Source organism: Gordonia otitidis (assembly GCF_020735545.1).
GTDB lineage: Bacteria > Actinomycetota > Actinomycetes > Mycobacteriales > Mycobacteriaceae > Gordonia > Gordonia otitidis.
On the sequence record NZ_CP085974.1, the window covers coordinates 432,407 to 445,566 of the forward strand.

General features: G+C 65.7%; 11 protein-coding genes and 1 riboswitch. Of the genes, 4 read left to right on the forward strand and 7 right to left on the reverse strand.

What is annotated here, in order from left to right; genetic code table 11:
* The first annotated feature begins 95 nt into the window (after nucleotides 1–95).
* Nucleotides 96–217: riboswitch (SAM riboswitch) on the forward strand.
* A 63-nt stretch (nucleotides 218–280) separates the two neighbouring features.
* Nucleotides 281–1,603, forward strand: a complete 1,323-nt coding sequence (locus LK459_RS01905; RefSeq protein ID WP_039993966.1) for a bifunctional o-acetylhomoserine/o-acetylserine sulfhydrylase — start codon at nucleotides 281–283, stop codon at nucleotides 1,601–1,603.
* A gap of 32 nt (nucleotides 1,604–1,635) precedes the next feature.
* On the forward strand, nucleotides 1,636–2,784 hold the full coding sequence (gene metX, locus LK459_RS01910) for a homoserine O-acetyltransferase MetX (protein WP_227921447.1): 1,149 nt from the start codon (nucleotides 1,636–1,638) through the stop codon (nucleotides 2,782–2,784).
* A gap of 65 nt (nucleotides 2,785–2,849) precedes the next feature.
* Here the strand turns inward: metX and LK459_RS01915 are convergent, their stop codons facing one another.
* From LK459_RS01915 to LK459_RS01930, 4 genes are all read right to left on the reverse strand, one after another.
* Complete coding sequence (locus LK459_RS01915) at nucleotides 2,850–4,373, reverse strand: hypothetical protein (protein WP_227921448.1); 1,524 nt, start codon at nucleotides 4,371–4,373, stop codon at nucleotides 2,850–2,852.
* Nucleotides 4,374–4,617: 244 nt separating this feature from the next.
* Nucleotides 4,618–4,941, reverse strand: a complete 324-nt coding sequence (locus tag LK459_RS01920) for a DUF3017 domain-containing protein (protein ID WP_227921450.1) — start codon at nucleotides 4,939–4,941, stop codon at nucleotides 4,618–4,620.
* The gene (locus tag LK459_RS01925; protein WP_007238721.1) at nucleotides 4,938–5,834 is read right to left on the reverse strand and encodes a bifunctional methylenetetrahydrofolate dehydrogenase/methenyltetrahydrofolate cyclohydrolase; all 897 of its coding nucleotides are present in this window, start codon (nucleotides 5,832–5,834) and stop codon (nucleotides 4,938–4,940) included. The genes LK459_RS01920 and LK459_RS01925 overlap by 4 nt, the downstream gene beginning before the upstream one ends.
* 178 nt (nucleotides 5,835–6,012) lie before the next feature.
* Nucleotides 6,013–7,157, reverse strand: a protein-coding gene (locus LK459_RS01930) for an IS3 family transposase (protein WP_373279128.1) whose coding sequence is annotated in 2 segments (ribosomal slippage) — nucleotides 6,013–6,890 and nucleotides 6,890–7,157 — 1,146 coding nt in all. Because the reading frame shifts where the segments join, the coding sequence is not laid out codon by codon here.
* Between the two features lie 85 nt (nucleotides 7,158–7,242).
* Here LK459_RS01930 and LK459_RS01935 point away from each other — a divergent pair.
* Nucleotides 7,243–8,169 carry a serine/threonine dehydratase gene (locus LK459_RS01935; protein WP_227923533.1) on the forward strand — a complete coding sequence of 309 codons (927 nt, stop codon included), beginning with the start codon at nucleotides 7,243–7,245 and terminating at the stop codon, nucleotides 8,167–8,169.
* A gap of 188 nt (nucleotides 8,170–8,357) precedes the next feature.
* Nucleotides 8,358–8,822, forward strand: a complete 465-nt coding sequence (locus LK459_RS01940) for a tRNA (cytidine(34)-2'-O)-methyltransferase (protein ID WP_227921451.1) — start codon at nucleotides 8,358–8,360, stop codon at nucleotides 8,820–8,822.
* 121 nt (nucleotides 8,823–8,943) lie between these two features.
* Here LK459_RS01940 and LK459_RS01945 read toward each other — a convergent pair whose 3' ends face one another.
* The 3 genes from LK459_RS01945 to LK459_RS01955 are packed head-to-tail and all read right to left on the reverse strand — an operon-like array spanning nucleotide 8,944 to nucleotide 13,140.
* Nucleotides 8,944–9,171, reverse strand: coding sequence for a DUF167 domain-containing protein (locus LK459_RS01945; RefSeq protein ID WP_005174076.1), 228 nt, complete (start codon nucleotides 9,169–9,171; stop codon nucleotides 8,944–8,946).
* A gap of 55 nt (nucleotides 9,172–9,226) precedes the next feature.
* The gene (locus tag LK459_RS01950; RefSeq protein WP_227921453.1) at nucleotides 9,227–12,493 is read right to left on the reverse strand and encodes an error-prone DNA polymerase; all 3,267 of its coding nucleotides are present in this window, start codon (nucleotides 12,491–12,493) and stop codon (nucleotides 9,227–9,229) included.
* 56 nt (nucleotides 12,494–12,549) lie between these two features.
* The gene (locus LK459_RS01955) at nucleotides 12,550–13,140 is read right to left on the reverse strand and encodes a TetR/AcrR family transcriptional regulator (protein WP_227921455.1); all 591 of its coding nucleotides are present in this window, start codon (nucleotides 13,138–13,140) and stop codon (nucleotides 12,550–12,552) included.
* Between the last annotated feature and the right edge of the window lie 20 nt (nucleotides 13,141–13,160).

Below are 13,160 nucleotides of genomic sequence, written 5' to 3' on the forward strand. Positions count from 1 at the left end.
CGACCCACCTGGAAAACGCAGCTTGTCCAGCCCGAGAACCAGGCTGCGTCAGAGGGTTCTCACATCATTTCGGACGTGTTATATCCTTGACGCCAGGTCATGAGTATCAGCGCAAAGCCCCGGCTTGCTGATCGGCAACCCTCCAACCGCGGTGGGGTGCTCCGGGTGATGACCGGGTTGAGGGACAGCGGAAACGGGTCCCCGGCAAGCGCGGGTCCGAAGGTCGGACCCCAACAGGGTCGTCGTGCCCTGCCGACCGTAGAAAGTGATGCATATTCCAATGTCTGACGTCGACGTCGACCAGAATCCAGCGGACAGCTGGAGTTTCGAAACCAAGCAGATCCATGCCGGCCAGACGGCCGACGCGGCCACCAATGCCCGCGCGCTGCCGATCTACCAGACCACGTCGTACACGTTCAACGACACGACGCATGCAGCCAATCTGTTCGGACTGTCCGAACCCGGCAACATCTACACCCGCCTGATGAACCCGACGCAGGACGTCGTCGAACAGCGCCTCGCCGCCCTCGAGGGTGGTGTCGCCGCGCTGCTCGTCGCCTCCGGCCAGGCCGCCGAGACGTACGCGATCCTGAACATCGTCGAAAACGGCGGACACGTCGTGTCGAGTCCGAGGCTGTACGGCGGAACCTACAACCTTTTCCACTACACGCTGCCCAAGCTCGGTATCGAGGTGACCTTCGTCGAGGACCCGGAAGACCTCGACTCATGGCAGGCCGCTGTACGCGACAACACACGTGCGTTCTACGGAGAGTCGATCTCCAACCCCAACAACGAGATCCTCGACATCGAGGGCATCTCCGGTGTGGCGCATCGCAACGGGGTTCCGCTCATCGTCGACAACACCGTCGCCACCCCGTACCTGCTCAACCCGTTGGCGCACGGTGCCGACATCGTCGTGCACTCGGCCACCAAGTACATCGGTGGACACGGAACCGCAATCGGTGGCGTGATCATCGACGGCGGCACCTTCGACTGGCGGGTGCAGCGCGACGGTGAAGACCTCTTCCCCGGCTTCACGACGCCCGATCCGAGCTACCACGGTGCGGTGTTCGCCGACCTCGGCGCCCCCGCGTACGCACTCAAGGCTCGTGTGCAACTGCTGCGTGACACCGGTGCGGCGATTTCTCCGTTCAACGCCTTCCTACTCGCGCAGGGACTCGAGACGCTGAGTCTTCGGGTCGAGCGTCACGTGGCCAACGCCCAGCGGGTCGCCGAGTACCTCAACGACCACCCGCAGGTGGAGTCGGTCGCCTACGCGGGTCTTTCGTCGTCTCCGTGGTTCAAGCGCGGCCAGGAACTCGCGCCGAAGGGACAGGGCGCGGTCATCGGATTCGAGATCATCGGCGGTGTCGACGCGGGCAAGCGATTCGTCGAGGCACTCACACTGCACAGCCACGTCGCGAACATCGGTGATGTGCGCTCCCTGGTGATCCACCCCGCATCCACCACCCACAGCCAGCTGACTCCCGACGAGCAACTCGCCGCGGGCGTCACCCCTGGCCTCGTTCGCCTCGCAGTGGGCATCGAGGGGATCGACGACATCCTCGCCGATCTCGACCGAGGATTCGAAGCAGCCAAGTAACGACGGACGCGCACCAAGGAGCGAGGACACCTGTGTCGGTGAGTATCGACCCGCAGACGGAGACCGAGCAACGGCCGAACTGGGAGAACGTCCCGGACGGCCAGATGCTCAGCGCCCGTCTCGGGTCGATCTCACTCGACAACGGTCAGCAGATCGACGACGTGACCATCGCTTTCCAGCGCTGGGGTCGCTTGTCGCCGTCTCGGGACAATGTGATCCTCACCCTGCACGCACTCACGGGCGACTCACATGTCACCGGCTCCGCCGACGAAAATCATCCCTCTCCCGGTTGGTGGGACGGCCTGATCGGTCCCGGCGCAGCCATCGACACCGACGAATGGTGCGTCATCTCGGCCAACGTGCTCGGCGGATGCCGCGGCTCGACGGGCCCCGCATCGTTGGATTCGTCCGGACGCCCCTGGGGTTCGCGCTTCCCTCAGATCACCGTGCTCGATCAGGTACGCGCAGAGGTCGCCCTGATGGACCATCTGAAAATCGAGAGCATCGGGGCCGTCGTCGGCGGCTCGATGGGTGGTGCCCGAGCGCTGGAATGGATCATCGAGTATCCCGAACGGGTCCGGAGCGCGCTCGTACTCGCTGTCGGGGCGCGTGCGACGGCAGATCAGATCGGCATCCAGACGACTCAGATCGCCGCCATCACGTCCGACCCCGCATGGCACGGCGGCGACTACCACGGAACCGGCCAGTCGCCGACGACCGGGCTGGGAATCGCTCGACGGATCGCGCACCTTACCTATCGCAGCGAACCGGAACTCGATGAGCGCTTCGCGAATCACCCTCAAGGCGAAGAGGATCCGCTCGCCGGCGGACGCTACGCGGTGCAGAGCTACCTCGATCACCAGGCGGGCAAGTTGGTCGAGCGCTTCGACCCCGGGAGCTACGTCATTCTCACCGAGGTGCTCAACAACCACGACGTCGGCCGTGACCGCGGTGGCGTGCAGGCGGCACTCAACGCCTGTGAGGTACCCGTGATCGTCGGCGGCATCGACTCGGACCGCCTGTACCCGTTGCGGTTACAGGTGGAACTCGCCGAGGAGCTCGGCAACTGCGTCGGCGGTTTGCAGGTCGTGCAGTCTGATACCGGCCACGACGGATTCCTGACCGAGTTCGACGCGATCGGCGATCTCCTGAAGCGCACTGTCGCCCTCGCGCGCCGCTGAGCGGGCGCATCCGTCGCCGACGCCTCGCAGAGCGAGCAACTCACTCTCAGCACCCGACCCCACGCTCAGGGCGCTGGAAGCAACCCATCCGGAGCGGGTGTCGTGGTGGTGGTCGTCGTCGACGGCGTTGACGGCCGATGGGAACCCTGACCGGTATCGGCGTGGGGCGCACTGCTGTTCGGACGCTCGCCGCCCGGCGCCTGCTGATCGTCCGGTGTCGGGCTCGCGGTGTCGGGAGCCGGAGTCCTCGACGGCGGAGCAAGGTTCGGGGGAAGCAGCGCGGGCGGAATCGTGATACCCGGAGGCAGCGGCAGCGTCGGGCGACTGCTCTCCGCGCTCGGCGGCTGGGTCGTCGACGGCGGGGCGGGACGCGCCGAGAGAGTCAACGTCGTCGGCGAGGGGGTCGTCGGGGGTAGTTGGGTCGTTGCCCACCCCGGCCCGTCGTCCTCACGCGTGGTGTGCGGCGCATTGCTCGACGCCGAGCTGTGCTGCGGCACAACCGCTGTCGGCTCCGAAGGCATCGCTTCGGTCTGCTCGACCTGAGTCGTCGTCGATGCGACACGCGCACTCGACGGCGACGGAATCTGTGTGGAGTTCCCTGTCAGTGTCGAACCCACCGCGTACACGGTGAACATGGCCGCTGCGATGATGACCGCGGTCACCGCGATCGGCAGCGGCGACAACGCTCCCCTGCGGCGACCGCCGCCGATGAACGCGAGTCGACTCGGCGCGGACGCCTCCTCCGACGCGAGCATCGCGGCGCCGACGGCAGCCGTCTGCTCGGGACTCGCCGGGATGACGACATCGATTGGTCCGTCCGGACCGTCGACCTGCGGCACGATGTCGGCGATACTCGGCAGATTGGCGAGCCCTCCGACCAGCACGACCGCACACGTCGAACGCGTTGCGAGATAACGACTCAACTCCTCGCGGGCACCACGGAGGAGCGGACGGGAAGCAGCTGCGAGTGTCGCACTGCCGATGCGGAAGCGGCTGGCGGAGTCGGCCGAATTGCTGTCACCGGGCTCCTCTTTCGCGGTTCGTACCGCGCCACGCAATGCGTTGCGACTGAGCTTGTTGGTCGACGAACCACGCACGGCGCTTGCATCTGCGCCGAGTTCGCGGACGATCGCGTCGTCGAGTGCGCGCCCGGACAGCGCTCGTGAGCGTGTGACATCGGAAATGGCACCCGTCGCGGGGTCGACTGTGTACAGGCTCATCCCGCTGTCACCGCAGTCGACGACGACCACAGACCGATACCGTCCGATCTGCCCCGTCTCGATGAGACAGGCCGTCACAGCCTGCTCGACGGAGACCAGGTGGATCTGTCGTCGCGGACCCGACCCCGTCGAACCGACGAGTTCACGACCGAGATCGCCACCTGCCGCGACACCGATCGGTCCCACGCGGCGATCGGTGTCGCGCGCGGCGTCGAGCATCAGATCGATGCCTGCATTGACGCGGCCGGAAGTGTCGTGGCCGTCGCTGGTGTCGACGTCGATCACCCGTGACTCCACGAGCTCACGTCCTGAGTCGTCGCGTGTGAGCAGAACGAAGTGAATCATGCCCTGACCCAGCGAAACGCCCATCGACGTCGTCTCGTCGTGGGTGGTGTGACCGTGTCTATCCAGCGTCGAAGAGATTGGTTGCCTGCCCGTTGTCGCCGTTCATCGTTCGTTGCGGCGTGCTCGCGCACAGCCGCCGCGCACCACTGTTCGGTTCGCGGAGTTCACACTCGCGTCCGGAATGGAACCGTCGAGGTGTACTGATCAGACGGGTGCCGGATCAGCTCATGTCCTCAGACACTTTACCGAAGCGTAGCCCAGATTGTAATCAATCCGTGCCCAACGGGTCTATTGACGCGGCTAGCCATATCATCAACGCACCGACGCCGGCAAGAGACACGACGTCGAAAAATCTTCCTCTGACCTGCAGCAATCCAATTCGTGACGTTGGCAACACCGCTCGCATGAATGCACCGAGAAGCAAAGCCGTTCCAAAAACGAACGACCCACGTCGCCAGCGATCGAACAGCACCAGTGCGGCGCCGACGATCACGCCAAGCATCACCAGGATGTACGGGATCTGCGCGATGACGGCGCGGACGCGACGGGCATGGCGAAGCTGACGCACCCGCGCATCCGTCGCGGAGTTCACCGGCCGGTGTCCCCGGAAGTCGACACCCCTGCGGCAGATCGTGCGGCCAGATCGGCCTCGGCTCGTTCGATGACGTTGACGAGCAAAAACGCCCGGGTCAGCGGGCCGACGCCACCGGGATTCGGCGAGACGTACCCTGCGACGTCCCACACGTCGGGAGCGACGTCGCCCACGAGTCCGTCAGCGGTCCGGCTGACGCCCACGTCGATGACCGCTGCGCCGGGCTTGACCATGTCGGCTGTCACCAGGTGCCCGACACCCGCGGCCGCCACCACTATGTCGGCACGTCTGATCTCCGCTGCGAGGTCGCGTGTGCCGGTGTGGCACAGCGTGACGGTCGCGTTCTCGCTGCGACGCGTGAGCAGCAGACCGATCGGACGACCGATCGTCACGCCACGACCCACCACGGTCACCCGCGCGCCGTCGATGGGGATGTCGTACCGACGCAACAGGTGGATCACGCCACGTGGTGTGCACGGGAGCGTCGACTCCTTGCCCAGGACGAGTCGGCCCAGGTTGATCGGGTGCAGACCATCGGCGTCCTTTGCCGGGTCGATGCGCTCGAGCGCGGCGTTCTCGTCGAGATGCTTCGGCAGCGGAAGCTGCACGATGTAGCCGGTGCAGCCGGGATCGGCGTTGAGCTCGTCGATGGCGGCGTTGAGATCGGCCGTCGTGGCGTCAGCGGGAAGATCTTTGCGAATCGAAGCGATGCCGATCTTGGCGCAGTCGGAGTGCTTACCCTTCACATAGGACTGCGAGCCTGGATCCTCGCCGACGAGAATTGTCCCGAGACCGGGCATCACACCGGCCATCCGAAGCTTGTCGACGCGTTCACGGAGATCGGCAAAGATCTCGTCGCGGGTCAGTTTGCCGTCGAGTCGTATCGCGCTCACCCGTCCATTGTTCCATCCTGCGCGACGCGCGGTGTCAGGTGTCGAGGTCGGGCCATGGTCCGCGCATCCGACCCGAGTACCGTGCTGCCATGCCGATCAACGCCACCCGCCCGGTCACCATGGCAGGTCCCCGATAACCGGTCCAGGCAGTTCTAGAGCCAGTTCCTTGTTGTGATCGTCAGTCGATCTCGCAGCCCACGGGGTGATGTTGGTGGGTGCATCCGGCAGCGTACTCGGCCGGCGTTTGGTAGCCCAGCGCTGAGTGCCGGTGTCGGTGGTTGTGGTCGTCTTTGAAGTCGTCGATGACCACGCGGGCCTCGATCAGTGTGGGCCAGCAGTTGCGGTTCAAACACTCGTCGCGCAACCGGTTGTTGAACGACTCGATGAACCCGTTGTTCCACGGTGTGCCGGGCGGAATGTAGGAGATCCCGACCGACCCTGCACAGAACGCCTGCAGGGCTTCTGAGATGAACTCAGGGCCGTTGTCCATGCGCAGCACCATCGGCGGGCCACCCCAGATCGCGAACGTCTTCTCCAACTCCTCGATCAACCGCTCAGCCGGAATCGAGCGGTCCACGATGTTCAGCAACGACATCCGGGTGTGTTCGTCAACCATGGACGCGATCTTGATCTTCTTCCCATCCACGGTGGAATCGAACTGAAAGTCCAATGCCCACACCACTTTCGGTGCGTCCGCGACAACGACCGGGACCGATGACTGGCCGGCGCGTTTGCGGCGCCGAGCGCGCCGCACTTGCAGGCCCTCTTCTTTCCACAACCGATGCACTTTCTTCTTGTTGATCTCGATGCCGTCGTCGAAGCGCAGGTGTGCCCACGCGCGCCGGAACCCGTGCCGGGGGTTCTTGCGGGCATACGTGCGTAGCTGCTCGCGCAGTGCGGCGTCGGGGTCGGCCGGGGTGTGCGCTTGCGGCAGCCGTCGATAGGCGGAACGGGAAAGCCCAACTACCTTGCACGCCATGCGTTCTGACATGTTCTTGACGTCCTTGAGCATGTCGATGGCGGCGCGTTTGGCGGTCGGGCTCAGAATTTTCCCTTGGCGATCTCCCGCAGCGCGTCTTTCTCGAGCTCGGCATCGGCGAGCAGCCGCTTGAGTCGGCTGTTCTGCTCGCGCAGCTCTTTGAGTTCCTTCGCGGCGTCGCCGTCCATACCGCCGTACTGGCGGCGCCAGTTGTACAACGTGGCCGCCGACACCTCGAGATCGGCAGCGATCTCCTCGCCGGTCTTGCCTTCCGCGGCCAACTCATCGGCCCGGCGCAATTTGCGCACGATGTCCTCCGCCGAGTGACGCTTGCGTCCTGCCATGTTCTTCATCGTCCCTTCTCCGCCCTCATCAGGGCAATCAGGACTCTAAAACAACCCGGACCGGCTCACGGGGGACACGCCAACCATCTCGGATGTCAGGCGCGCGCGAGGGCGCATCGCTGCGCATGTTCGACGCACACCGGTCCTGCGTGCGGAGATCGACACGGTCGGTGGACGCGTGCCGGTGGTCTTCAAACTCGAGTACCTGCAACTCGGCGGCTCGTTCAAAGCCCGAGGAAGCGTGAACACAGTGCTGGCGGCGCGCGAGGCCGACAGGCTGCCGGACGCAGGGGTGGTCGTGGCGTCCGGCGGAAACGCCGCGATCGGCGCGGCTCACGCAGCCCGCATCGTCGACGCACGATGCACCGTCGTCGTACCCGAGAACGCCCCGCCGGTGAAGGTGGCTGCGCTGCGGGAGTTGGGTGCCGACGTGCGGTTGGTCGGATCGCAGTACTCCGAGGCCGCCGCGGCTGCCGCGACGTTCGCCACCGAATCCGGTGCTCTCGAACTGCACGCCTACGACCTGCCCGACGTCGTCGCGGGGGCTGGGACCATCGCACTCGAACTCGCGGCGGACGTTCCGGGACCCCTCACGACGGTCGTGTGTGTGGGTGGCGGTGGACTGCTCGCAGGACTCGCCGCTGCGCAGCGACCAGGAGACCATCTCGTCGGTGCCGAGCCCGCCGGCGCGGCTTGCTTACACCAGGCGATCGAGGCGGGTGAGCCGACCTCTGTCGAACTCGACAGCATCGCCGCGGATTCGCTGGGCGCCACCATGATCGGCGACATCTGCTGGTCGACCATCACCGACAGCTCGCTCGACAGCGTCGTCGTCTCCGACGACGAGATCATCGCTGCGCGTCGAATGCTGTGGAGGCAGTTCCGCATCGTCGTCGAGCACGGCACCGCGACCGCGGTGGCTGCCGTGATCGGCGGCCAGGTGAGGGTCGCCCACGACTCGACGCTCTGCGTGCTGCTGTGCGGAGCCAACACACGGCTCGACGATCTCTGAGTACCTCCCCGCGCCGCCCCGCCGACTGTGCGCTCCCTGCCGCCGACTGTGCGCTCCGTGCCGCCAGCTGTGCGCTCCCTGCCGCCGACCGTGCACTCCGAGCCGCCGACCGTGCGCTCCGTGCCGCCGACCGTGCACTGCCGACCTTCGCGATAGGCAGCCCACTCCCGCTCTGCACAATGGACCCCATGTTCCGCATCATGTTCTACCAGCCGTGTATCCCGCCCAACACGGGCAACGCGATCCGGCTGGCCGCCAACACCGGAAGCGAACTGCATCTGATCGAGCCGCTCGGCTTCTCGATGTCCGACGCCCAGGTGAAGCGCGCGGGTCTCGACTATCACGAGATGGCGAACGTGACGGTTCATCCGAATCTCGTTACAGCGTTCACGGAATTGAAGCCGGAGCGCATTTTCGCGTTCACCGCGCACGCCTCGCGGTATCACACCGACGTCGACTACCGCCCTGGCGACGTGTTGCTGTTCGGTCCGGAACCCACGGGTCTCCCCGACGACGTGCTCGCTGAACCCGAGATCACCGACTCGCTTCGCATCCCGATGCTCGCCGGGCGTCGCTCACACAACCTCGCGAATGCAGCAAGCATCGTCGTATACGAGGCGTGGCGACAGAACGGATTCGACGGCGCCGTGTGACGGACGGCCAAGCGACGACAGAGTCAGGCGACAACGGGATACAGCGCCCACTCGACGGCAGGCAGCGCACACTCGACAACAGAGAGCGCCCACTCGACAGCAGACGGCGCCCACTCGGCGCTCAGCCGACGCGGAAACGCTTGGTGCGCGCCGTGGCGCCGCCGATCAACGCCACCTTCGACTTCGGCACGCCGAGATGCTTGGCGAGCAGTTCGGCGACCGCCTTGTTCGCCTTGCCCTCGGTGGCGGGTTCGCGCACGTAGATGGTGATGGAACCGTCCGGACCGGTCTCCACGAGCGGCCCCTTGCGGCTACTCGGCTTCGCCGTGACGATCACCTGTTGCGCCATGTGTTCCTCTCCCCGCTCTCATTGTGCGCGAATGCTTTCCGCGCAGTTGTCGGCGTCAGTGCCAATCCCGCGAGCGGGTACCCACTCGAAGATCCATACGTTGTAACCGATCTGCAACCACCGTCACCGCACCCTCGGCGTTCTGCACCCTGCCGCGTACCAGTAACGCAGACGCCGAGTGCGCCAACTCGCGGTACCGCGACCACAGCCCTACCGAACACACGACGTTGACCATTCCGGTCTCGTCTTCGAGGTTGATGAACGTCACGCCGGATGCCGTCGCCGGCCGCTGCCGGTGGGTGACAGCTCCGCCGACGGTGACACGTGACCCATCCGGCACAGACAATAGCGCCTCCGCGGGCAGGACACCTATCGCAGTCAGCCGCGGGCGCAGAAACTGCGTCGGATAGTTCGAGGGGGTGATCCCCGTTGCCCAGGCATCGGTGGCGGCCAACTCCACATCCGACAATCCCGGCAGTGTCGGCACCTGCGCCGATTGCTCCAATTCGAGATGCTCGACGCTCGCGGTGGCCGCAGCGCCCGCCTCCCACAGTGCCTGTCGTCGACTCATCCCGAAACAGTCGAACGCACCCGCCCCCGCCAAACCCTCGAGATGCGCGAGGGTGAGGTCGGCGCGGCGCGAGAGATCCGTGATACTCGCGTACGGGCCGTCGGCATTCCTGGTTTCGACGATCCGCGCCGCGACCTCGTCTCCGACCCCACGCACCGACGCCAACCCGAGGCGAACGTCGAGTCCGTCGTTCTCCAACGTCGCCTCGGCCAGCGACGCGTTGATATGCGGTCGATGCACGTCGACACCGTGTCGGCGTGCATCGGCGACCAGCGACTGCGGCGAGTAGAAGCCCATGGGTTGTGCACGCAGCAATGCCGCGCAGAACGCCGCCGGGTGGTGCAGCTTGAACCACGACGAATAGAACACCAGCGATGCAAAGCTCTGCGAATGACTCTCCGGGAAACCGAAATTGGCGAACGCTGCCATCTTCTCGAAGATCCGGTCGGCGACGTCGCCGGTGATACCGTGCGTGCGCTGCATACCTTCGTAGAAGCGTCGACGAAGCCGCTGCATGCGTTCCGGCGAGCGCTTGGACCCCATCGCGCGACGGAGCTGGTCCGCCTCGGTGGCGTCGAATCCGGCGACGTCGACGGCCAACTGCATGAGCTGCTCCTGGAACAGCGGCACACCGAGGGTCCGCTTGAGCGCCGGCCACATGGACGGGTGCTCGACAGTCGGCTCCTCCTGACCGTTGCGTCGTCGGATGAACGGGTGGACCGATCCGCCCTGGATCGGCCCCGGTCGGATCAGTGCGACCTCGACGACGAGATCGTAGAAACAACGCGGTTTCAGACGCGGAAGGGTTGCCATCTGGGCTCGCGACTCCACCTGGAACACCCCGACTGAGTCTGCGCGACACAGCATCTCGTATACGGAATCTTCGGTGAGATCGAGTTTGGCGAGGTCGACGTGGATGTCCTTGTGTTCGGCGACCAGGTCGATCGCGTAGTGCAACGCCGACAGCATGCCGAGACCGAGCATATCGAACTTGACCAGACCAATTGCTGCACAATCGTCTTTGTCCCACTGCAACACGCTGCGGTTCTCCATGCGAGCCCACTCCGTCGGGCAGACATCGGCAATGGGGCGATCACAGATCACCATCCCGCCGGAGTGGATTCCGAGATGCCTTGGCATGTTGGCGATCTCACTTGCGAGGTCAAGCACGTCGTCGGGTGCGGTGTCGGGCATCTTGCTCCAGGCATCTTGCTGGCCACTCGCGTAGCCGAGTGCTCGCGCCATGTCGCGCACCGACGATCGACCCCGATAGGTGATCACGTTGGCGACCTGTGCGCTGTACTCGCGGCCGTATCGCCGGTAGACGTACTGGATGGCCTCTTCACGGCGGTCGGATTCGATGTCGACGTCGATGTCGGGCGGGCCGTCACGCTCGGGTGAGAGGAACCTCTCGAACAGCAACTCGTTGGCCACCGGATCGACGTTGGTGATACCCAGCGCGTAACACACAGCGGAGTTCGCGGCACTCCCCCGACCCTGACAGAGGATGTCGTTGCGCCTGCAGAAGTCGACGATGTCGGCGACGACGAGGAAATAGCCAGGAAAAGTGAGTGTTTCGATGACCGCCAGCTCATGCTCGATCTGCCGGTACGCCGCCGGATGCTCGGCAGGTGTCCCGTAGCGTCGTCGAGCGCGGGCCATCGTGAGATGTCGTAGCCAACTCGACTCCGTGTGACCGTCGGGTACGTCGAACGGTGGCAACTGCGGCGCGATCAGTCCGAGCGAGAACGCACACTCGTCCGCCAGGTCGGCGGCGTTGGCGATGGCATCGGGGTGTGCGGGCAGCAGCCGCGTCATCTCGTCGCCGCTGCGCAGATGCGCGCCGCCGACCCCGGGCATCCAGCCCGCGATGGTCTCGATGTCGGTGCGGGCACGGACCGCCGCCATGGCCAGCGCCAGTCGTCGACGACGCGGGCCTGCGAAATGCGCCCCGGACGTCGCGACGGTCGGCAGCCTGAAACGCTGCGCGAGCTCGGCGAGTACCGCGTTGCGCTCGTCATCGTCCGGCAGTCCCTGCGCGGTGAGTTCGACGACCACGTCGTCGCGGCCGAACCGCTCGATCAATCCACCGAGTGCCGCTTCCGCCGCGCCTGTTCCCGCACGATCGAGCGCGCGCCGAACCCCACCTTTGCGACAGCCGGTGAGCACGACCCAGTGACCCGCATCGCGGGCGAGTCGGTCGACGTCGTAGCGCAGCAACCCTTTCTCGCCGCCGGTCATGTGGGCGTCGGCGATGATCCGGGACAACCTCCGGTACCCCTCGCCGTCACGGGCGAGGATCAACAGATGTTCACCGGCCGGATCGGTCACCCCGGTGCGGGTGACGTCGGGTTCCAGGGAGAGTTCGGCGCCGAACACCGTGGGCATCGCGAATTCCTTTGCCGCCTCGGCAAATCGGACGACACCGTAGAAGCCGTCGTGATCGGTGATCGACAATCCGCTCAGATCGAGCCGCGCCGCTTCTTCCACCATCTCCTCCGGCATCGACGCACCGTCGAGGAAGCTATAGGCGCTGTGCGCGTGCAACTCGGCGTAGCGCACCGACGAGCGCTCGCGCGACACCTCCGGAGCGGTGTAGGCACCCCGCTTTCGTGACCAGGCGGGACTGTCGCTGCCGTCGCCGGGTTGCTCGGGACCGAAGAACTCCCCCGGCCGACCGCCTTTCGGCGAGCGCCCCGACAGCACCCGCTCCATCTCCCGCCAGGTCGGCGGGCCCTGGTTCCAACCCACCCGTCCATCATAGAACATACGTTCGACGACGGGTGCTGGCGTTCAGCCTGGTTCGCTCATTCCGCCCGCACTGACGCCATCGAGGCCGCGACGAACACTTCGGCGACGTGACGCGCCGTCGCCGACGACGCGCGCGGATCCGTCTCACGCAGCCTCATGGCGAGCTCTCCGGTCACGATCAGGAGCAACCCCTCGGCGACATCGTCGGGATCCGCGCATGGCAACTCGACCGCCAGCCCCGCGAGCGTGCGCCTGAGATGGTCGGTGTCGCGTCGGATCGCGGCGTCGATCTCGGGCTCGGGGTCGGAGTAGTCGGCCGCAGCCCCGAGGAACGCACACCATCGCGCGCCGTCCGGTTGCGCACGGAAGGCGTCGAGCGCGTCGAACACAGCAAGCAGACGTTGCGTCCCATCTGCCCCCGCGGCGTCGATCGCCTTGTCCCAGACCCCCACCCATCGCTGGTGTCGACGCTCGAGGGCGGCCGCGATGAGGTTCTCCTTGCTGCGGAATCCGCGATACAGCGTGGCCGGAGAGACACCGGCCGTAGCCAGGATCACGTCGACGGGGGTGCTGGCGATGCTCTGCGTCGCCGTCAACTCGTCGACCGCGTCGAGCAATTTGCGCTCGGAACTCTTGCGCACCGGCATGGACATCACTCTAGACTCGG